The sequence below is a fragment of the Mesorhizobium bavaricum genome (assembly GCF_056781655.1).
Genome location: NZ_CM165566.1, coordinates 6,433,791 through 6,453,951, shown reverse-complemented (window position 1 = coordinate 6,453,951; position 20,161 = coordinate 6,433,791). Strand labels below are relative to the sequence as shown.

At 61.5% G+C, this 20,161-nt stretch carries 17 protein-coding genes; 8 read left to right on the top strand and 9 right to left on the bottom strand.

Annotation, left to right across the window (positions count from 1 at the left end):
* The 6 genes from AC1RZR_RS31290 to AC1RZR_RS31265 all read right to left on the bottom strand — a co-directional run bounded on the left by AC1RZR_RS31290 (window position 1) and on the right by AC1RZR_RS31265 (window position 5,089).
* Complete coding sequence (locus tag AC1RZR_RS31290) at window positions 1-1,095, bottom strand: BMP family ABC transporter substrate-binding protein (RefSeq protein WP_477272060.1); 1,095 nt, start codon at window positions 1,093-1,095, stop codon at window positions 1-3.
* A 34-nt stretch (window positions 1,096-1,129) separates the two neighbouring features.
* Complete coding sequence (locus tag AC1RZR_RS31285; protein ID WP_481827037.1) at window positions 1,130-2,509, bottom strand: amidohydrolase; 1,380 nt, start codon at window positions 2,507-2,509, stop codon at window positions 1,130-1,132.
* A 1-nt stretch (window position 2,510) separates the two neighbouring features.
* The gene (locus AC1RZR_RS31280) at window positions 2,511-3,170 is read right to left on the bottom strand and encodes a glutathione S-transferase family protein (RefSeq protein WP_481827036.1); all 660 of its coding nucleotides are present in this window, start codon (window positions 3,168-3,170) and stop codon (window positions 2,511-2,513) included.
* A complete protein-coding gene (locus AC1RZR_RS31275; protein ID WP_481827035.1) occupies window positions 3,167-4,012 on the bottom strand; it encodes an aromatic ring-hydroxylating oxygenase subunit alpha in 846 nt (281 codons plus the stop codon). Before AC1RZR_RS31275 ends, AC1RZR_RS31280 begins: the two co-directional genes overlap by 4 nt.
* Entirely contained in the window at window positions 4,009-4,659 is a 651-nt protein-coding gene (locus AC1RZR_RS31270) for an aromatic ring-hydroxylating oxygenase subunit alpha (protein WP_481827034.1), read from the bottom strand. The genes AC1RZR_RS31275 and AC1RZR_RS31270 overlap by 4 nt, the downstream gene beginning before the upstream one ends.
* A 160-nt stretch (window positions 4,660-4,819) precedes the next feature.
* A complete protein-coding gene (locus AC1RZR_RS31265; RefSeq protein WP_353019029.1) occupies window positions 4,820-5,089 on the bottom strand; it encodes an acylphosphatase in 270 nt (89 codons plus the stop codon).
* Window positions 5,090-5,317: 228 nt separating this feature from the next.
* On the opposite strand from AC1RZR_RS31265, the gene AC1RZR_RS31260 reads away from it, so the two are divergent.
* The 6 genes from AC1RZR_RS31260 (at window position 5,318) to AC1RZR_RS31235 (ending at window position 12,274) form a co-directional block, all read left to right on the top strand.
* Window positions 5,318-6,244, top strand: coding sequence for an ArsR/SmtB family transcription factor (locus tag AC1RZR_RS31260; protein WP_477271038.1), 927 nt, complete (start codon window positions 5,318-5,320; stop codon window positions 6,242-6,244).
* A gap of 182 nt (window positions 6,245-6,426) precedes the next feature.
* A complete protein-coding gene (gene arfA, locus AC1RZR_RS31255) occupies window positions 6,427-7,938 on the top strand; it encodes an arabinosylfuranosidase ArfA (RefSeq protein WP_481827033.1) in 1,512 nt (503 codons plus the stop codon).
* A gap of 47 nt (window positions 7,939-7,985) precedes the next feature.
* Window positions 7,986-9,077 carry an ABC transporter ATP-binding protein gene (locus AC1RZR_RS31250; RefSeq protein WP_481827032.1) on the top strand — a complete coding sequence of 364 codons (1,092 nt, stop codon included), beginning with the start codon at window positions 7,986-7,988 and terminating at the stop codon, window positions 9,075-9,077.
* A gap of 1 nt (window position 9,078) precedes the next feature.
* Window positions 9,079-10,014, top strand: a complete 936-nt coding sequence (locus tag AC1RZR_RS31245; protein WP_477271032.1) for a carbohydrate ABC transporter permease — start codon at window positions 9,079-9,081, stop codon at window positions 10,012-10,014.
* The gene (locus AC1RZR_RS31240) at window positions 10,011-10,859 is read left to right on the top strand and encodes a carbohydrate ABC transporter permease (protein ID WP_477271030.1); all 849 of its coding nucleotides are present in this window, start codon (window positions 10,011-10,013) and stop codon (window positions 10,857-10,859) included. The genes AC1RZR_RS31245 and AC1RZR_RS31240 overlap by 4 nt, the downstream gene beginning before the upstream one ends.
* 101 nt (window positions 10,860-10,960) lie before the next feature.
* Complete coding sequence (locus AC1RZR_RS31235) at window positions 10,961-12,274, top strand: ABC transporter substrate-binding protein (protein ID WP_477272058.1); 1,314 nt, start codon at window positions 10,961-10,963, stop codon at window positions 12,272-12,274.
* Window positions 12,275-12,810: 536 nt separating this feature from the next.
* Here AC1RZR_RS31235 and AC1RZR_RS31230 read toward each other — a convergent pair.
* The 3 genes from AC1RZR_RS31230 to AC1RZR_RS31220 all read right to left on the bottom strand — a co-directional run bounded on the left by AC1RZR_RS31230 (window position 12,811) and on the right by AC1RZR_RS31220 (window position 15,706).
* Window positions 12,811-13,641, bottom strand: a complete 831-nt coding sequence (locus tag AC1RZR_RS31230) for an SDR family NAD(P)-dependent oxidoreductase (RefSeq protein ID WP_477271028.1) — start codon at window positions 13,639-13,641, stop codon at window positions 12,811-12,813.
* A 171-nt stretch (window positions 13,642-13,812) separates the two neighbouring features.
* Window positions 13,813-15,081, bottom strand: coding sequence for a beta-ketoacyl-ACP synthase II (gene fabF / locus AC1RZR_RS31225; protein ID WP_481827031.1), 1,269 nt, complete (start codon window positions 15,079-15,081; stop codon window positions 13,813-13,815).
* A 46-nt stretch (window positions 15,082-15,127) separates the two neighbouring features.
* Window positions 15,128-15,706: a TetR/AcrR family transcriptional regulator gene (locus tag AC1RZR_RS31220; protein WP_481829162.1), complete on the bottom strand. Its 579-nt coding sequence runs from the start codon at window positions 15,704-15,706 to the stop codon at window positions 15,128-15,130.
* A 130-nt stretch (window positions 15,707-15,836) separates the two neighbouring features.
* On the opposite strand from AC1RZR_RS31220, the gene AC1RZR_RS31215 reads away from it, so the two are divergent.
* Both AC1RZR_RS31215 and AC1RZR_RS31210 read left to right on the top strand, forming a co-directional pair.
* Window positions 15,837-16,901: an efflux RND transporter periplasmic adaptor subunit gene (locus AC1RZR_RS31215; RefSeq protein WP_481829161.1), complete on the top strand. Its 1,065-nt coding sequence runs from the start codon at window positions 15,837-15,839 to the stop codon at window positions 16,899-16,901.
* The gene (locus tag AC1RZR_RS31210; protein ID WP_481827030.1) at window positions 16,901-20,029 is read left to right on the top strand and encodes an efflux RND transporter permease subunit; all 3,129 of its coding nucleotides are present in this window, start codon (window positions 16,901-16,903) and stop codon (window positions 20,027-20,029) included. Before AC1RZR_RS31215 ends, AC1RZR_RS31210 begins: the two co-directional genes overlap by 1 nt.
* Window positions 20,030-20,161: the final 132 nt, after the last annotated feature.

The window sequence follows — 20,161 nt, the reverse complement described above, 5'->3', positions numbered from 1 at the left end:
TCACTTCGGCAGTGGCGTGGTGACACCCTTGACATGCCAGTCCATGGCGACGATCTCGGCCACGGTCATCGTCTTACCGGCGGGGACGCCTTCGCTGCCGTCGGCCCTCGCGATCGGACCGGCAAAGGGCGAGAAACTGCCGTCGGCGATCTTAGCTTCGACTTCCTTGATCTTGGTCATGATGTCTGCCGGGATGCCCGGGTTCCAGTCGACGACTTCGACGACCTTGTCGCCGACACCCAAGAAGGCGCTGGCGCCCTTGAAGGTACCGGCAAGGTGGGCGTCGACCGAGGCTTTGAAGAAGGGCGACCAATCGGTCGCCACGCAGCCGAGATAGGTCTTGGGCGCGTATTTCTTCATTGACGAGTTGAGGTTGAAGGCGGGGATGCCGGCTTCCTCGCAAGCCGCAACGACCGAAGGCGTGTCCTGCGCGTTGGAGAAGATGACGTCGCATTTCTGCGCCAGCAGCGCCTTGGCGGCTTCCTGCTCCTTGGCCGGATCGAACCAGGAGTTCACCCATACGATCGAAACCTCGACATCGGGCTTCACGGCTTGCGCACCCAATGTGAACGCGTTGATTGATGTGATCAGTTCGGGAATGGCGAAGGCGGAAACGGAGCCGAGCTTGCCGGTCTTCGAAAGCGCGGCTGCCGCCATCCCCATCAGATAGGTGCCCTGGGAGTATTGTGCCGCGAAGGGCGAGAAGTTCGGCGCCACCTCGAAACCGGAAGCATGCAACACGGTGACGTCGGGATTGCGGCGCGCGATCTGCAGGGCGCCGTTCTGATAGCCGAAGGAGCCGGCGATGAGGACCTTGTTACCGTCCGCGACCGCCTTGTTCATGATGCGGTCGGCGTCGGGACCTTCCTGAATGTTTTCGAGGATGGTGACCTTCACCTTGTCGCCGTAGGCCGCCTTGACCGGATCGAGCCCGTCGGCCAGCGCACGGCCCCAGCCAACGTCGCCAACCGGCGAGGGGACCACCAGCACGATGCCCAGTGGTCCGTCGGCGGCGAGCACGCGGCTGCCCACCGCGGCGACAAGCCCGGTAGCGGCAGCGCCCTTCATCAATGTTCTGCGGGTAAGATTTGTCAGCATGTCGGTTCCCCTTGCTTTTGGTTTTTGGTTGCTAGAATTCCACGGTGGCGAGCGCCGCCTCGGCTTGCGCGAACAGCCTTGCCTCGTCGAGCCCCGGGAACTCTCCCCGTGCCCAGACGATGCGGCCGTTGATCATCGTCATGTCGGTCGGCGCGCCGATGCCTACCTTGGCCAGCAGGCTCAGCGGATCGTGCCGCGTGCCGACATAGTCCATGCGCCGCGTGTCGATGGCGAACAGGTCGGCGGCCATGCCAAGCGACAGCCTGCCGATGTCGCTGCGCCCGAGCAGCGCCGCGCCCCCGGTCGTTGCATAGCCGAGAAAATCGCCAGGCGGCGGAACCGGGTGGTCACGTGTCGACGCCGACAGGCATTGCAGCATGTAGGCGGAATGGATGCAGTGCATCAGGTTGGAATTGTCATTCGAGGCTGCACCGTCGCAACCCAGCCCCACTCTGAGCCCGAGGGCCGACATCGCCGGTATGTCGGTGATTTCGGCGCCGACGAGATAGACCGGCTCCGGGCAGTGCGCGACGCCGGTGCCAGTGGCAGCCAACTTGCGCAGTTCGTCATGGGTCAGCTCCCAGCAATGGGCATAGAAGGCATCCGACCCGCAGAAACCTATCTCCGCGCAATAGTCCACCGTGCGCAGGCCGTGGCGGGCTTGCATCACCGGGCTTTCGCCTTCGCCGACATGGGTGTGCATGCGCACCTTGCGGTCGCGCGCGAGGGTCACCGATTCCACGAATGTCTCGCGATAGCAGTTGACCGGCTGGCACGGCGCGACGACGACCTGGCGCATGCTGAACCTACCGTCATCGTGATAGGTATCGATCAGCCGGGCGCAGTCGGCGATGAACTCGTCCGTCGTTTCCAGCATGGCGTCGGGAATGGTCGAGCCTTCCGACTTCGGCAGCGTGTTGCCGCCACGTCCGGCATGGAAGCGCATGCCAAGCAGTTCGGCCGCCTCGAACTGCCGGTCGATGAGCCTTTTGCCGGCATGCCGCGGAAAGCAATACTGATGGTCGAAGGCCGTGGTGCAGCCGTGCTTTATCAACTCCGCCATGGCCGTGACCGATGCGTGATAGAAGCACTCCTCGTTCAGCCGAGAAAAGATGGGATAGATGCGGTCGAGCCATTCGATGACCGACAGCTTCGTCCAGTCCAGGTCGGCGCGGTTGCGCACGAAACACTGAAAGAAGTGGTGATGGGTGTTGACGAGGCCAGGATAGACGAACCAACCGGTGGCGTCGTGGGCGACGGTCCCGACAGGCAGTTCCCCTTTGTCCAGGCCCTCGCCGATGGCCCGTACAGCCGCGCCGTCGGTCAACACGTCGACGTTGCGGCGGATGCGCGGACCGTTGCCATCGTCCACGATCACCGCGGCGCAGTTCGTCAACAAATAGCCCGCCACGTCAGGCCTCGTCTACTTCAGGGACGGGCTCGGGCTTGAGCTCGTGCAGCCGATGGATGCCGGGCATCTCGATGAAACCCTCGATGGCGCGGATCGCCCGCGACCAGAGCCGGATCGCGGGATAGGGATCGAGCGAAACGCCCCCGTCGGGCGCCAGCGCCACATAGGGAAAACAGGCGATGTCCGCGACCGTCGGCCGGTCCAATGCGAGGAAGCGCTGGCCGCGGATACTCTGTTCTACGAGACCAGCTTCCAATTCGCGCAGGGCCGCCGTTCCCTGTCCCTGAAGGGCATCGATGTTGCCCGGGCGCAGCAGCATCTCGTGCAGGCGCGCCGCCCCCAGGCTTGCGGTCAGCCGATGCGAGAAAGAAATCCACTGCTGGACGCGCGCCGCATGCATGGCAGTATCGTTGCCCAACCATTGCGGTGCCGCCGTCGCGGCAAGGTAGACAAGCATGGCCGAAGATTCGGTCAGGACGAGGTCGCCGTCCTCGAGGATCGGGATCGAACCCGCCGGATTTAGTGTCATGAGTTCCGGACCGCGATGCTCGGCGCCGGGATGAAAATCGACGGGCCGGAGGCTGAGCTTCACTCCTGCCAGCGCAGCCATCAGGCGCACCTTGTAGCAGCTTGGCGACAGCACGTAATCGTAGAGCTTCATTGCGCCACCAGTTGCGCGCCGTAGGTGTAGCCATGGCGCTTCAGCCAGCGCCGGTAGGCAACCGAAGTCAGGTCGGCTCGCGTGGGTATCTCCATGCCGGGGTCGAGCGGCAGCAGCCCTGGTATCTGGTTTTCGAGGATCGACCGGTCCTGGACAAAGATCGTCTGCTGGAAATGGATCAGGTCTGTCATCGGCGTCTCGTCGTCGAACAGCGCCATCCATGGCCACACGTCGCACAGGTCTTCGGCAAGCGGCTGCACGAAAAGCGTAATGACGTCCCATTCGCCCGGGCGCGGCGGGCAGGTCTTGTAGAGGATTGAGCAGGTCGGCGCGGGCACGCGATACATATATTCCGTCGTTATGCCGCCTTCCGCCGATTTGGCGGCCTGCGGCTGGTAGAACTTCACCTGGGTCGCCCAAACCTCGTCTTCGTCCTCCCGGATCTCGACCTTGTAGTTCTGGACCTCTGTGTGCGGTTCGGAGCCCAATATATCGGTATGGACGAACGGAAAATGAGCAATGTCCAGGAAGTTCTCCACGGCGCGCAATGGCGAGCAGCGCACGCGAACCACCCCGACGTCGACGAGCCGGCGGCCGGGCTGATCGGCCTCGGGGATCGCAAACAGCGGCTTTTGCGGATCACCGAGCGATGACCAGACATGACCATAGCGGATGCAGGCCGGCAGCGCGCGTTCGTTGCGGCCCGTGACCTTCGCGTTTCCGTCTTCGCCGCGCCTCACCACGATCGGCTCGCCCATCAGGGCCGTCTTGCGTCCATGCACATCAAGCTGGCTGGCGAGGCCGACCGGATACCATTCGTCGATCATCGCGTTACGGGTCATTGGGCGATCCCGCTGCGCGAAATATGCTCGGCCGCCCGTCGCAGCGCCTCGGCGGCCCTCGACGCGGCGATACGCTGGGTCGGATTGCTGTCTTCGTCCACCAGAACATGCATCAGCGTCCGCGCTTGCCCTTCGGGGGCAAGCAGCAGCTGGACGGTCTGGGCATTGTGCGTGTAGTCGAGCAGGCCTGCGGCGGACTTCGTGCCCGCGGCCGCCTCCAGCGCCGCGATGTCCGTTTCCGCCATCATCGAGCGCAGGGGGGCAAGGCCGTCGAACCGCGGCGGCCCGGCGGCGGGTTCGCCAGCGGAAATCCATATGATACCGTCGCCCTCCTCAACGGGCTGCATCGCGACACGAATCGTGTCCGGCGGCGTCAGTCCCGGATGGGCCGGGATGCGCAGGCAGTTTCCCTCCTGGGCATAGCTCCAGCCGTGATAAATGCAGGACAGGGTCTCACCGCGCACGAAGCCGTGGGAAAGGCGCATGCCGCGATGGGGGCATCTGTCGGCAAAGGCCGCCGCACGGCCGGAGCGGCTTCGCCAAAGGGCAACTGGTCCGGCTGGCGATTGCGCCGGCATTACGGTTCCCGCCGGCAAGTCCGCAGAGAGGGCAATAGGCATCCATGAGCCGGTCGGATAAGGCGGCATACATCAACTTTCAAACAACACCAGTATCTTCCCGCGCGCAGCTTCGCGGTCAAGGATATGCTAATAGACCGGGTTACGTTTGCACAACATTTCCTCACTGGCAACAATGCCCAAAAAAGGTGCATGGTGCCTTTGGCGGGCAGAGGCCGCAGGCCGGAAACTAGGCCGATTCGCTCTCGATCGGCGCCCGGCGGATGGCTTCGACCCAGACATCGATTGGTCCAAGAGAGCACCCCATCTCCATCATGTCGATGAGCTCGGCCGGACCGGCAATGTCGAGTTCGATGCGGTCGGGACCGGCAACGCATATTGCCTGCGCGAGCCCGAGCTTGGCGGCGTGACGCTCGATCCACGGAAGGAAGGATGCCGCCTCGACATCGCCGAGGATCGTCATGCGCTCTCGCCACGAATAGCGATTTTGCTCGCTCATAGAACCTCGGCAATGAAACAGATTAATCATATACCTATCTACATTGTGCTCAATCGCTGAAGCACCTTTGGGCGCGAGTAGGGGAAGCGGCGGCAATGGCGCCGTTTCGATGGCTGCAGCCGCTTATCAACTAAAGTGACATTGGTTCAGTCAGCGCATTGATTAAATCAGATATCCCGATATACAAGATAATTTCGGGTACAGATTTTAGCGTAGACTGGCAAATCAATGAGTCGCAATTTTCTAGTGATCGAGCCTGAGGAGGGCATCGCCGTCCTCAAGGGGCTGGCCTCTTTGGCACGCATCTCCATGCTGAAACTGCTGCATGAGAAGGGGCCGATGAATGTCAACGACATCGCTGCCGTGCTGTCGCTGCCGCAATCGACGGTCTCGACCAATATCCAGGTGCTCGAGGATGCGGGCCTGATCCGCACCGAGAACCAGAAGGCGAAGAAAGGCAGCCAGAAGATCTGCTATCCGACCGCCGAGGAAGTGCTCGTGGTGTTCAAGAGCGAGTATCGCGCGGTCAAGAACAATGCCATCGAAGTGTCGATGCCGATCGGGCTCTACACCGGGTTCGAGGTGACGGCGCCCTGCGGCCTGTGTTCTCCGGACGGCATCATCGGCCTGCTCGACGTGCCGAACACTTTCCTCGATCCGGACCGTATGAAAGCCGGGCTTTTGTGGTTCACGCGCGGCTTTGTCGAATACCAGTTCCCCAACAATGCGAAGCTCGCCAATGCCGAGATCACCGAGCTCGAAGTGGTGATGGAACTGTCCTCGGAAGTGCCGGGCACCAGCGCCGACTGGCCGTCCGACATCACGCTGACGATCAATGGCGTAGATGTCGGCACCTGGACGTCGCCCGGCGATTTCGGCGACAAGCGCGGCGTCTTCACGCCCGCCTGGTGGAAGCTCAAGGGCTCGCAATATGGCAAGCTGAAGAACTGGCGAATTTCCACCGACGGCACCTATGTCGACGGCGTCAGGATTTCCGAAACCAGCCTCGCCGCGCTCGATCTCAAGGGCCATCATTCAATCCGCATCCGCATCGGCGTCAAGGACGACGCCAAGCGCCCGGGTGGAATTAATATTTTCGGCAAGGGATTTGGAAATTACGATCAGGACATCCTGCTCAGGATCAAAACCGGTTGATATCATCAAACCGGGTTTCGAAGATAGCGCAGCAATTTCAGCCTCTTGCTTCTATTGACAGCCAATGCCTCCGTTCAATTGTCAGACATTTGGCTGTTTTTGACTTGACGAATAGCCGTTGCTTCCCTTTGATATCGAACAAGATGATTTAAATCATAATTTGTGATATATGGGAGGAATGCATGAAGGCAGCCGTCACGGCGCATCCGCACTATGTTGTCTCGAAAATCGATCCTAGGCTCTATGGATCCTTTATCGAGCATCTCGGGCGTGCGGTTTACACCGGCATCTATGAGCCGGGGCACCCGACGGCAGATGCCAATGGCATGCGTCAGGACGTCATCGATCTGGTCAGGGAACTCAATGTTCCGATCGTCCGCTATCCCGGCGGCAATTTCGTGTCCGCCTACAATTGGGAAGACGGCATCGGCCCCAAGCAAGAGCGCCCGGTGCGCCTCGACCTCGCCTGGCACACATCGGAAAGCAACGAAGTCGGTCTGCATGAATTTGCCGACTGGTGCGCCTCCGCCAACACCGAGATGATGCTTGCCGTCAATCTCGGTTCGCGTGGCCTCGATGAGGCCCGCAACTTTCTCGAATACGCCAATCATCCCGGCGGCAGCAAATGGAGCGACAAGCGCATCGCCAACGGCCGCAAGGAGCCCTTCGACGTCAAGCTCTGGTGTCTCGGCAACGAAATGGACGGCCCCTGGCAGATCGGCCACAAGACCGCCGACGAGTACGGCCGCCTGGCCCACGAGACCGCCAAAGCGATGCGCGCCTTCTCCAAGTCGCTGCAACTCGTGGTCTGCGGCTCTTCCAATGCCAGGATGCCGACCTATCCCGAGTGGGAAGCGACGGTTCTCGACCACACCTACAACGAGGTCGACTACATCTCGCTGCACATGTATTTCGACAACGAAGCCAATGATGCGCCGAACTACCTCGCCATGAGCGAGAAGCTCGACGATTACATCGTCGCGGTCTCAGGCGTCATCGACTACATCAAGGCCAAGAAGCGCTCCAGCAAGCAGGTCTACATCTCGTTCGACGAATGGAACGTCTGGTACCATTCCAAAGAGCAGGACAAGAAGATCCTCGGCGGCAATGATGGCTGGCCCTTTGCCCCGCCACTGCTCGAAGACATCTACAATTTCGAGGACGTGCTGCAGGTCGGCCTGATCCTCAACACCTTCATCCGCCGTTCCGACGTGGTCAAGATCGCGTGCATGGCGCAGCTGGTCAACGTCATTGCGCCGATCATGACCGTTCCCAATGGCCCGGCATGGCGCCAGACGATCTACTATCCCTATCTCTATGCGTCGATCTACGGCCGCGGCAATGCGCTGGATCTCAAGGTGGAAAGCCCGACCTACAAGTCCACCGTCGCGGGCGACGTTTCCTATGTCGACGTCACCGGCGTGCATGACACGCAAACCGGGCATGTCACCTTCTTCGCCGTCAACCGCCATTCGAGCGCGGCAATCGAAACCGTGATCGACATCAATGGCTTCGGCGAGGCCGATATCGTCGATCACCAGGTGATGACGCATGCGGATCTGAAAGCCGTCAATTCGGCCGGGAACCCCGGCAATGTCGGCCCCAGGAAGGGGGAGGGCGCCTCAGTGGCTGGCGGCAAGCTCCGCCTGTCGCTGCCGGCCTATTCCTACCAGATGATCCGCCTGAAGCTCTGACTTCAGGCGATCATCGGAAAGTGCATGCGCCGAGGAGGAGCGTCGACGTGACAGCCGATATCGAGATCAGGAATGTGAGCAAGCATTTCGGTGCCATGTCGGTGCTGGAGGACCTGTCGCTTTCCATCAAGGCACGCGAATTCATCGTGTTCCTTGGACCGTCCGGCTGTGGGAAGTCGACGCTGCTGCGCATGATCGCCGGCCTCGAAACCGTCGACAGCGGCGAGATCGCCATCAACAACGAACGCATCGATCATCTGCCGCCGGGCAAGCGCGGCATTGCCATGGTGTTCCAGTCCTACGCGCTCTATCCGCATATGAGCGTGCGCGACAACATGGCCTTCGGGCTTGAGAATATCGGCATGTCGCGCGAGGTCATCGATGCGCGGATCAACGAAGCCGCCCGCATCCTCGAAATGCCGCATCTGCTCGAGCGCAAACCTGGCCAGCTCTCGGGCGGCCAGCGCCAGCGTGTCGCCATCGGCCGTGCGATCGTCAAGGAACCGAAGGCCTTCCTGTTCGACGAGCCGCTCTCCAATCTCGATGCGGCTCTGCGCACCCGCACCCGTCTCGAACTTGCCCAGCTTCACCAACGCCTGCAATCGACGATGATCTTCGTCACCCACGATCAGGTCGAGGCGATGACGCTCGCCGACCGCATCGTCGTCATGAACGACCGCAGGATCGAGCAGATCGGCTCTCCGATGGAGATCTACGAACGCCCCGCGACCAAGTTCGTCGCCGGCTTCGTCGGCGCCCCGGCGATGAATTTCGTCGAGGCGACGCTCGACAGATCGGGCGGCAACGCCGCGGCCAAATTCGCCGACGGCATATCGGTCCAGACCGGGATCGACTCCAGCCAGTTGGCCGATGGCAAGTACAGCTTCGGCATCCGTTCGGAGGATGTCCGCATCGTTACCGCCGGACAGGGCAATGCCGACGGCGTGGTCGATGTGCTGGAGCGGCTCGGCGAACGCACCCTGGTCTACGCACGGCTGGGTGACGGCCGGCAGATCGTCGGCTCCGATGCCGGTAACAGCCGCGTCGCGGTCGGCCACAAGGTCGGGCTCGCGTTCGACGGCCAGAAATCACATCTGTTCAACGAGACCGGCCGCGCCTGGCACGCGAGGGAGGCCTGATATGGCTGACCGGCTGACGATACCGCAGACCGCGACGCCGGCCGCGAGCGCCAGGGCGCCAAGCATCGATATCTATGCGCCACAATGGCGAAACTTCATGTTCGTCGCACCATTCCTGTTCTTCTTCACGACGCTGCTCGTCTTCCCGCTCCTCTGGGGAATGTGGCTGAGCTTCCACAAGGCCGACACCTTCTCGTCCGGAAATTTTGTCGGGCTCGGCAACTATGTCAGGTTGTTCCACGACAAAGTGTTCCTGCAATCGGTCTGGAACACCTTCTACTTCGTGCTCCTCACGGTGCCGACGCTGGCGCTGATAGGCCTTTTTCTGGCACTTTGCCTCAACCGCCGCACCCGTACTGCAGCAGTGCTGCGGACCCTGTTCTTTTCCTCCTCCGTGCTGTCGGTCACCATCGTCACACTGATCTGGCGCATCGTGTTCATTCCGAATGTCGGTCTGCTGTCGACGATCTACGGATGGTTCGGCGCCACCGCTCCGGCTTTCATTTCCGATCCCAGCCTTGCGATGATCGGCATCGCCATTGCCACCATCTGGTGGTGCATCGGCCTGCCGATGATGCTCTTTCTCTCGGCCCTGCAGCAAATCCCGCAGGATATTTACGAAGCAGCAGCGCTGGACAATGCCAATCGCTGGCAGACGCTGCGCTCGATTACGCTGCCGTCGATCAAGCGCACCTTCATCCTGGTGATCATTGTCCAGATCGTGCTGCAATTTCAGCTGTTCGGCCAAGCTTGGCTGATGACACGCGGCGGCCCGAACAACCTGACCAAGCCGATCGTGCTCTACATCTACGATACCGCATTCCGGCGCTGGGATCTGGGCTTGGGTGCCGCGGCATCGGAGGTCCTGTTCATCCTCATTCTGATCGCGGCCATGGCCCAGTATCTCGTCACGCGCAACAGGGCGGATCAGGCATGAGAGCGCCAGCCATTTCCACCAAGGGACGTGCATTTGGCGACCGCGTGTTGTTGGCTCTCGTCATCCTGCTTTCGATCGTCATGATCGCGCCGGTGCTGTGGGTGATAGGCCTGTCGCTGAAGGAAAATGTCGAGCTGATGGCCGATCCCAATTCGGTCTTTCACGCGCCCTATACGCTCAAGAACTACCTCAATACCATTGGCACCTCGTCGGTATTCGTCTGGGTGCTCAACAGCATCATCGTCTCGGGCGGATTGACACTTGGCACGCTGGTTTTGTCGTCGCTCGCCGGCTACGGTTTTGCACGGCTGAACTTCCCCGGCCGAAACATCCTGTTCGTCATCGTGCTGTTCGGCCTGGCGGTTCCCGAACAGGCCGTGCTTGTCGCCCGCCACCAGATCTTCAGCATACTGAAGTTCCACAACACCTATCACGGGCTCGTCCTCCCCGGCCTGTCGGCTTCGTTCGGCGTCTTCCTGATGACCCAATATTTCAAGGCCATCCCGAAGGAGCTGGACGAAGCCGCCTTGCTGGACAATGCCAGCCGGTTCAGGATTTTCTGGAAGGTGCTGCTGCCGCTCACGGTGCCTGCACAGGCAACGCTCGGCATCTTCACCTTCCTCGGCGCGTGGAACGACTATCTGTGGCCGCTGATCTCGGCGACCAAGAAAGACATGTACACGCTGACCGTTGGCATGGCCTCGACGCAGACCAATTTTGCCCAGTCCGAAGGCATCGGTTTCCTGATGGCGCAGGCGGTGTTCGCCGGCGCGCCGATCCTGATCGTCTACCTGTTTTTCCAGAAATACATCGTCACGGCCGTCTCCGGCGCTGCGGTGCGATGACGGGATTGCCTCACGGCGAGGGAGTGCGCCGCGGCGATGGAAAGCATGACGCCAATCCAGGGTGGAGTGGCGGAAATTCAGTAGGAGGAACTGACATGAATATGAAGAGAATGCTATTTGCCGCGGTCTCCGCGGGGGCAATGATGCTGGCCAGCCCGAGCCTGGCGGCGACGGAACTGACTGTGCAGCGCTTCTTCGGTGCCTGCGATGCCGATTTCGGCACCAACACCGATGTCACCAAGGCTGTCGGCGAATGCGGCATCATCACTTCGCTGATCAACAAGTTCAATGCTGACAATCCCGATGTGCACGTCAACGTCTCCACCGTGGAATGGCCGGGCTATGACCAACTGACGGCGCAGTTCGCTTCGGGCGATGCTCCCGACATCGTCACGATCCATGAATCGGCGCTTTCCGACTACCAGTCCAAGGGCCTGCTGATGCCCCTCGACGATCTCTTGAAATCCGTCGGCGTCACGCCTGACGCCTTTACCGATGCAGCGCGTGAAGGCGCCACGAAGGACGGCAAGATCTACGGCTTGCCGATCGACAGTTGGACGATGCTCTATCACATCAACATGGATCTCTTCAAACAAGCCGGCCTCGTCAATGCCGACGGCACCCCGATGCTTCCGAAGTCGCCCGAGGAACTGCTCGCCCAGGCCGAACAGTTCAAGCAGAAGACCGGCAAGCCCTACTTCGTCCAGAACCTGGCCAATGAGACCGCACTCTACACGCGCAATCTCTACACCTATCTCTTCCAGCAGGATTCCGACTTCTTTGCCGACCCGAAGCATGTGAAATTGAACACGCCGGAGGCCAAGAAGGTCGTGGAGATGTACAAGGCGATCTTCGACAAGGGCTACACCACCAAGGACCTCGACTACGGCGGCGCGATCAATGCTTTCCTTGCAGGTGACGGTGGCGTCCAGCTCAACGGCACCTGGGTTGTCGGCGACAACAACGCCCAGTCGGAAACCAAGGGCACGGCGCTCAACAAGGGCGGCTATGCGGTCTACCCGTATCCGCAGCTGTTTGGCGGCGCCCATGCGCAATATGCCGACGGCCACACCTGGGCAGTCTCGCAGAAGGACCGCACGCCTGAACAAACCGCAGCCATCGGCAAGTTCCTGAAGTTCTTCGCCGACAACGACTTCGAATGGTCGCGCACCGGCCACCTGCCGGCATACAAGGCCATCATCACCTCTGACGCCTTCAAGGCGCTGCCGCATCGCAACACGATCGCCGCCGTCGCCGATCTCGGCAGGCCGCTGCCGTCAGCGGTGCAGCGCCAGTTTGCGATCCAGGACATTGTCGGCGAAGAGATGAGTGCCGCAATCACTGGCCAGAAAGACGTCGACGCCGCGCTTGCCGACATGGAAAGCCGCGTCAACGAATTGCTCGCCAACATTTGACCGCGGAGGCGAATGCACCGCTCCACCCCACGGCTGGAAACAGTCATGGGGTGGAGCGAGCAGTCCCCCTTGTCCACGCAGGGCCATTCCAGCCTTCCGAAAGCCCGCGCAATGAGATGCAGCCAGCACGCTGGCGCCAAGGACGCGTTGCGATGCCCGAACTGACGGAGACAAAAGCTCGTTGAATTCTACGAGGTCGGATTGCCTTGCTACTCGGCCCATGCCGCGATCCATTCCGCGATCGCCTCGGGGCCTCGATGTGTGGGAAGTGACCGACGTCGGGGACGACCTCCATCGCGTGCCGGGCGGCGAACCGATGTCGGTCGTCGACCTGCGCGGGGAGGATGCAGCCGTCGAGGGGCTGAGACATGCGGCGCGTCGCCCCAAGCATGCCGGGTCGCAGGATCGCCCGGTAGTACTTTAGAGGCGCCGGCATACTCGCCCGCAGGTGCTCGTGTAGCTCCGCCCATCGCACACCGTCGGAAGGGAGATCGCGCGCTGGTCGGCATAGTGTGAGGTGACGACCGACATCAATTCTATCCCAGGATTGTTTTCATGGTGGCCCGCTGCATTGAACGTGGCGTCAGGCGATTTGAAAATGCAACGATGTTGTTCATGAACCCGGCAACCACGGACGCTTTCCCTTGTGACAGCGCTCGGAGGCCGATTTCGGCGACAGGACGGGGCTTCATCGTCAGAAGGCGCAGCATGGGCGAGACGGGAGCGCCGGCCGCCGCATCGAAGCCCGTTTCGGTGTGTCCTGGGCAAAGACTGGTGACGACCACCCCTTGCGGACGAAGTTCGTCGTGCAGAGCTTCTCCAAAAGCCAGCACATAAGACTTTGTCGCTGCGTAAGCAGCAAAGGTGGGAACAGGCTGGAGCGCCAAGAGACTCGCAATGAGAAGGATCTGCCCGGATCCCCGGGCTGCCATGGCCCGCCCGAAAACATAGCTTAGTTCGGTGAGCGCCGTGATGTTGAGCTGAATCATATCGGTGGTGCGCTCAAGTGGCGTTTCTAGAAATTCGCCATGCAACCCGTATCCGGCATTGTTCACCAGAATGTCGATCTGTAATGCCCTCTCATCCAGGCTTTTTTTCAAACCGGCCGCGGCGCCAGGCGCGGCAAGATCGATTGGCTCCACAAGAATATCGACGCCGTATTTTCGGCGAAGGTCGACGGCGAGGTTTTCCATTGGCTCCTTTCGCCGGGCTGCGAGCACGAGATTGACCTTCTGCGCTGCCAGAAGTTCAGCGAATTCGAGACCAAGGCCGCTTGATGCGCCTGTGATCAAGGCCCGTTTTCCCGGCGCGCCGTCCAACCTTCCAACAGAGGAGGTTTGTGTTTTCGTATCAGCAGCGTGTTGCATCTGTTCTCCTATCAATTGAGGGGGAGCCTACGGCGATGCTGGCTCGCCTTTGGCATTGCTTTCGTGTGAAGAAATTCGGAAGTCTCGCCGCAGCAGGACAGTCGTCGGATTGCCAAGCGGTCCGCGGTAAAATTTCAATCACCGGTCACTCCGGTGCTCGCGCCGGTCTGATCATCCCGTCCAGCGCCTGAACAAGGCGCTGGCGTTCACACCGCCGAAACCGAAGCCATTGGAGATTGCATACTCCATCTCCAATGGCCGGGCCTCGTTTGCGACGAAGTCGATGCCGTCGGCGGCCGGATCGGGAGCGCTCAAATTGAGTGTCGGCGGTGCCACCTGGTCCCTGATCGCCAGGATCGAGAAGATGGCACCAAGCCCGCCGGCCGCGCCAAGCAGGTGTCCGGTCGCGGATTTCGTTGCGCTGACGGCTATCGCGAAATCGCGCCCGAATACGCTCTTGATCGCTTCGATCTCACCCAGGTCGCCGACTTGCGTGGAGGTCGCATGCGCATTGAGATGACGAACCTCGCGCGCCGAAATCCCTGCTTGCGCAATCGCGATGTCCATGGCCCGGCGCGCGCCGTCGCCGTCCTCAGGCCCGGAGGTGACGTGGTGGGCATCCGCCGTCGTGCCGTAGCCGACGAGCTCGGCGAGCGGCGTTGCACCGCGCGCCAGAGCGTGGCTCAACGCCTCGATGACCAGCACGCCGGCGCCTTCGCCCATGACGAAGCCGTCCCGCGACATGTCGAAGGGACGCGAGGCTTGAGCCGGCGCCCAATTGAAGCCGGTTGAAAGGGAGCGTGCGGCAGCAAACCCACCGAGACTGACGATGTTCATGCATGCTTCCGTGCCGCCGCACACGGCAATATCAGCCTCGTTCGCGCGGATGAGACGGGCCGCGTCGCCGATCGCCTGGATACCGGCCGCGCACGCCGTCACCGGTGCGCCGAGCGGACCTTTGAAGCCGTAACGAATCGAGATGTGGCCCGCCGCGAGGTTCACCAGGAAGGAGGGCACCGTGAAGGGTGAAAGACGCCGAACACCGCGCTGATCAACTGTGCGCACGGCCTCGGTTATGGCCGGGAATCCTCCGACCCCCGAAGCGATAATTGTCGCGGTGCGAAGCCGATCCTCTTCCGAGACTGGCTTCCATTTCGCCTGCGCAAGCGCCTCTTCCGCCGCCGCCAGCGCAAAGACAATGAACCGATCTACCTTGCGCTGATCCTTCGCGGACAGGATGACATCAGGATCGAAGCCGGCTTCAGGGTCCTCTTCCCGGGAAAGAACTGTTCCGCCGATCTTCGCCGGCAGGCTTTCCACCATTTCGTCAGGAAGCCTGCGGATGCCCGAACGACCGGCCAGCAGGCGCGACCATGACGCTTCGACATTGGCAGCAAGGGGCGTGACCGCCCCCATGCCGGTAACAACAATCCGTCGCATCTATTCTCCTATCACTTGGGTGCGCGGACAGCGCTGCCGACGCCGTTCAAGCGGCGACTGCTTCGCGAACCTGATCGGTTGCCGCATCCAGAAAGCTCTGCGCGAGGTTGGGGTCGTTGACGACCCGCGAGACGAGCACCGCGCCGACCATCGTCGAGAGAATGGCCATGGCCTTGGCGCTGGCTTCCTCGCCGTCGGCTTCGCCAACCCAACCGCTGAGCATCTCGAGGTATTCCCTGATCCCGGCCTCGAATGACGCCTTCACCTCGGCGCCCTGTCTGGCAGCATCCGAGCCAAGCGCAACGACCGGGCAGCCGTCCATCCTTTCTTCGCGATGTCCCTTGCTGAGGTAAAAGTCGATCACCGCGCCAAGCGGATCCTCGGGTTTCGCCGCGACCGCAGCCGACCATCGGTTGGTGGCGCTCGCCATTGCACGCCTGGATGCCTGCGCTGCCAGATCGTCCTTTGATTCGAATTGCTTGTAAAAGGCGCCCTGCGTCAGCCCGGCACCCTTCATCAGATCCTTGAGGCCGATGCCGTCAAAGCCGCGCTCGCGGAAAAGGCGGCTTGCCACATTGATGACGGCCTCGCGGTTTTCTGCGGCTTGAATTCGGCTCACTCGCATGATCGCTCTCCTTTTTTGATTGCGTTCGTAATCTATAACCGATATAGAAGTCGAACGCAATCTATTTTGAGATGAGGCGACGAGCGTGAAAAAGAGAACCGTTATCGTATTGGGATCGACCCTGATGGCGATGTCATGGGCGGCGGCATTCGCCACGTTTGCTACTCCTGCGCACGATGCTCCTTTGGTGACTGACCCAAGGCAAGAAGCGCCTTTCGTCAGACTTGTGTCGGCAGCGCCGGTCACCGGATCAGAACGTGGCTTCACCGGCATCATCGGGGCGAGGGTGCAGAGCAATCTCGGCTTCCGAGTTCCAGGCAAGATCGTGGAACGGTTGGTGGACGTCGGTCAGGAGGTTAAAGCCGGTCAGCCGCTCATGCGGATTGACGATACCGATCTGCGCCTTGCGCTTTCGGCGAAACGCAATGCCGTTGCGGCAGCGCGTGCAACAGTCGCTCAAACACAGCCGGATGAACGGCGATACGCCAGCTTGCTTGGCAGTGGATGGGTTACGCCGCAGCGCTACGAGCAGGCGAAGGCTGCGATGGATACAGCCCAAGCGCAACTTTCCGCCGCCGAAGCCGACGCACGGGTCGCCGAGAACGAGGCGGCCTACGCAGTTCTGTTGGCGGACGCGGATGGGACGGTGGTTGAAACGCTTGGCGAGCCGGGGCAGGTCGTTGCAGCCGGCCAGCCAGTGATCCGGACCGCCAAGGCAGGCCCGCGCGAAGCAGTTGTCGCGCTTCCCGAAACGATCAGGCCGGCGATCGGCTCGGCAGCCGAGGCCAGCGTGTATGGTGGCGATGAGCGTCGCTACTCAGCGCATCTGCGGCAGTTGTCGGACTCCGCCGATGCCCAGACCCGCACCTATGAGGCGCGCTATGTGCTCGACGGCGAGGCTGCCGCGGCACCGCTTGGCGCGACGGTAACCATTCGGCTCGCAAGCCAGGTGAAACAGCCAGAGGTCCAGGTGCCACTGGGAGCCGTGCTTGATGACGGCCGCAAGACCGGTGTTTGGGTGTTGGACAGCGCCACCTCAACCGTACACTTTCAGGCCGTCCAGCTTGTTCGCGTAACCAGCGAAACCGCTGTGATCTCCGGATTGAACTCCAACGTTCCCATTGTGTCGCTCGGCGCTCACCTCCTGCAGGAAGGCGCTCTCGTCAGGACTGAGTCCGAAAGCGGGAGCAAGTGATGAGCTTCAATCTTTCCGCGCTCGCCGTTCGCGAACGCGCCGTCACCCTGTTCTTCATCCTCTTGTTGGTGGCCGCCGGCGCCTACGCCTTCCTCATGCTCGGCCGGGCCGAGGACCCGAACTTCACCATCAAGACCCTGACGGTCACGACGGCATGGCCGGGCGGGACGGCCCGCGAGATGCAGGACCTTGTCGCCGAGCCGTTGGAGAAGCGGCTTCAGGAGCTCACCTGGTACGACCGGGTCGAGACCACCACGCGGCCGGGCTACGCCTATATGACGGTCACGCTGAAGGACAGCACACCGCCATCCGCCGTGCAGGAAGAATTTTACCAGGCCCGCAAGAAGCTGGGGGATGAAGCCCGCAACCTGCCGCCCGGCGTCTACGGCCCCTTCGTGAACGATGAATATTCGGATGTGAGCTTCGCCCTTTATGCGCTGAAGGCCAAAGGCATGCCCATGCGGGAACTGGCGAGGCAAGCCGAGGTGATCCGCCAGGACCTCTTGCACGTGCCCGGCGTCAAGAAGATCAACATCCTTGGTGAACGTCCCGAACAGATATTCGTCGAGTTTTCCTACGCCAAACTGGCAACCCTCGGCGTGTCGGCACAGGACATCGTCGCTGCCCTGCAGCGGCAGAACACTGTCACGCCCGCAGGCTCAATCGACACCCTGGGGCCGAGGCTCTTCATTCGGGTCGACGGCGGCTATGACAGCGTTCAGGCGATCGCGGACACGCCGATTGTCGCTGGGGGGCGGACGCTGAAGCTCTCCGACATTGCCGAGGTCAGCCGCGGCTACGAAGACCCTCCCACATATCTCATCCGGCGTCAGGGCGAGCCCACCATTATGCTTGCAGCCGTTATGCAGGAAGGCTGGGATGGTCGCGCGCTCGGCAAGGCGCTGGAAGACAAGACTGCCACGATCGCACAGGCACTGCCGCTCGGTATGACGCTCGACAAGGTAAGCGACCAGGCCGTCAACATCACTTCGGCGGTCGACGAATTCATGTTGAAGTTCGCGATGGCGCTCGGTGTCGTGCTGCTGATCAGCCTGCTCAGCATGGGCTGGCGCGTCGGCATCGTGGTGGCCGCGGCAGTTCCGCTGACACTTGCGGTGGTCTTTGTCATCATGCTGGAGACCGGCCGGTTCTTCGATCGCATCACGCTGGGAGCCCTTATCCTGTCGCTCGGTCTCCTCGTCGATGACGCCATCATCGCCATCGAGGTGATGGTGGTGAAGATGGAAGAGGGCATGGATCGCATCAAAGCGGCCGCCTATGCATGGAGCCACACTGCGGCGCCCATGCTGTCGGGTACGCTTATAACGATCGCGGGCTTCCTGCCGGTGGGGTTCGCCCGCTCGTCGGCCGGCGAATATGCCGGCAACATCTTCTGGGTCGTGGGATTCGCCCTCATCGTCTCCTGGATCGTCGCGGTGGTCTTTACACCCTATTTGGGCGTCAAGATGCTGCCAGCGATCAAACCGATCCCGGGTGGGCACCACGCGATCTACGGCACGCCGAACTATCAACGCCTGAGACGACTCATCACCTTTGCAGTGCGCCACAAGTTCGTGACCTGCGCAGTGGTCGGCATCGCCTTCCTGCTCTCCGGTGTAGGCATGGGCGCTGTGAAGCAACAGTTCTTTCCGACTTCGGATCGCCCTGAAGTGCTGGTGGAGGTTCGTCTGCCGGAGGGGACCAGCATCGAGACGACGACCGCTGCGGTCGAGAAGCTCGAACATTGGCTGGACAGCCAGCCCGAGGCCAAGATCGTCACGAGCTACGTCGGTCAGGGCGCTCCGCGCTTCTTCTTCGCCATGGCTCCGGAACTACCTGATCCTGCTTTCGCCAAGATCGTCGTGCTGACCCCCGACGCCGAGGCGCGTGAGGCGTTGAAGCAACGGCTCCGAGAGGCAGTAGCGCAGGGGCTTGCGCCCGAGGCGTATGTCCGCGTTACGCAGCTCGTGTTCGGACCCTACACGCCGTTCCCGGTCGAATTCCGGGTCATGGGTCCCGATACCACACAACTTTACAGCATTTCCGAAAGGGCCCTCGACATCATGCGGGGGGTGCCGGACGTGCGGCAGCCCAACCGCGACTGGGGCAATCGCACGCCTGTTCTTCGCTTTGTCCCGGATCAGGATCGCTTGAACCTCCTCGGCCTCTCGTCGGCTGAAGTGAGCCAGCAACTGCAATTCCTTCTTACCGGCATCCCCGTCACAGAGGTGCGCGAGGACATCCGCAATGTCCCTATCGTGGCACGCAGCGCCGGCAACGAACGGCTAGATCCGACGCGGCTGGCGGATTTCTCCCTGATGAGCCGTGACGGTCGGCAGGTTCCCCTCGACCAGATCGGCCATTCCGAAATTCGCATGGAGGAGCCGATCCTGAAGCGCCGCGACCGTATGCCCGTCCTCACGATCCGCTCGGACATCAACGAAGCGACCCAACCCCCTGAGGTCTCCCAGCAGATCATGACTGCGCTTCAGCCGCTGATCGCCTCCCTTCCAGCCGGTTATCGCATCGAGCTGGGTGGATCGATCGAGGAAGCCGGCAAGGCCAACGCGGCCCTGGGCAAGGTCTTTCCGCTCATGATCGCCATCACGCTGATCGTCATCATGTTCCAGGTCCGCTCCTTCTCGATGATGGCAATGGTGTTGCTGACGGCGCCACTTGGTCTTGTCGGCGCCGTGCCGACATTGCTCGCCTTCAACCAGCCCTTCGGGTTCAACGCTATCCTGGGGTTGATCGGCCTCGCCGGCATCCTCATGCGCAACACACTGATTCTGACCGAACAGATCAAGGAGAACCGCGCGGGCGGCCTAGACGCCTACCACGCTGTCATCGAGGCCACAGTGCAACGCACGCGGCCCGTCATTTTGACCGCCCTCGCGGCCGTGCTGGCCTTCATCCCCCTCACGCACTCAGTCTTTTGGGGATCGATGGCCTACACGCTGATCGGCGGCACGGCAGTTGGCACGGTCTTGATCCTGCTGTTCCTTCCCGCGCTCTATACGGCGTGGTTTCGGATAAAGCCGACTGCGGATGAGATCCCGACTGCAAATGAGATCTATGAGGTTTCGACGAAGCAACCGGAACTACGAACAGCGATGGCAGCGGAGTAGGAGGCCTGGATGCTTCTTGCCGCCCTGGGTCGCATTCACCTTGCCCATCAAGATCGCCGAAATCATGGCGTGAGCGGGGGCATGAGGCCCAATAGGTTAAGCCGGCTCTTCGAGAAAAGCTGCGTGCACGCC

Bases quoted from the DNA above. Each gene is read 5' to 3' on its own strand.
- AC1RZR_RS31280 (WP_481827036.1), bottom strand. From the start codon at position 3,170: ATGAAGCTCTACGATTACGTGCTGTCGCCAAGCTGCTACAAGGTGCGC.
- AC1RZR_RS31275 (WP_481827035.1), bottom strand. From the start codon at position 4,012: ATGACCCGTAACGCGATGATCGACGAATGGTATCCGGTCGGCCTCGCC.
- AC1RZR_RS31270 (WP_481827034.1), bottom strand. From the start codon at position 4,659: ATGCCGCCTTATCCGACCGGCTCATGGATGCCTATTGCCCTCTCTGCG.
- AC1RZR_RS31265 (WP_353019029.1), bottom strand. From the start codon at position 5,089: ATGAGCGAGCAAAATCGCTATTCGTGGCGAGAGCGCATGACGATCCTC.
- AC1RZR_RS31260 (WP_477271038.1), top strand. From the start codon at position 5,318: ATGAGTCGCAATTTTCTAGTGATCGAGCCTGAGGAGGGCATCGCCGTC.
- arfA (WP_481827033.1), top strand. From the start codon at position 6,427: ATGAAGGCAGCCGTCACGGCGCATCCGCACTATGTTGTCTCGAAAATC.
- AC1RZR_RS31245 (WP_477271032.1), top strand. From the start codon at position 9,079: ATGGCTGACCGGCTGACGATACCGCAGACCGCGACGCCGGCCGCGAGC.
- AC1RZR_RS31240 (WP_477271030.1), top strand. From the start codon at position 10,011: ATGAGAGCGCCAGCCATTTCCACCAAGGGACGTGCATTTGGCGACCGC.
- AC1RZR_RS31235 (WP_477272058.1), top strand. From the start codon at position 10,961: ATGAAGAGAATGCTATTTGCCGCGGTCTCCGCGGGGGCAATGATGCTG.
- AC1RZR_RS31230 (WP_477271028.1), bottom strand. From the start codon at position 13,641: ATGCAACACGCTGCTGATACGAAAACACAAACCTCCTCTGTTGGAAGG.
- fabF (WP_481827031.1), bottom strand. From the start codon at position 15,081: ATGCGACGGATTGTTGTTACCGGCATGGGGGCGGTCACGCCCCTTGCT.
- AC1RZR_RS31220 (WP_481829162.1), bottom strand. From the start codon at position 15,706: ATGCGAGTGAGCCGAATTCAAGCCGCAGAAAACCGCGAGGCCGTCATC.
- AC1RZR_RS31215 (WP_481829161.1), top strand. From the start codon at position 15,837: ATGTCATGGGCGGCGGCATTCGCCACGTTTGCTACTCCTGCGCACGAT.
- AC1RZR_RS31210 (WP_481827030.1), top strand. From the start codon at position 16,901: ATGAGCTTCAATCTTTCCGCGCTCGCCGTTCGCGAACGCGCCGTCACC.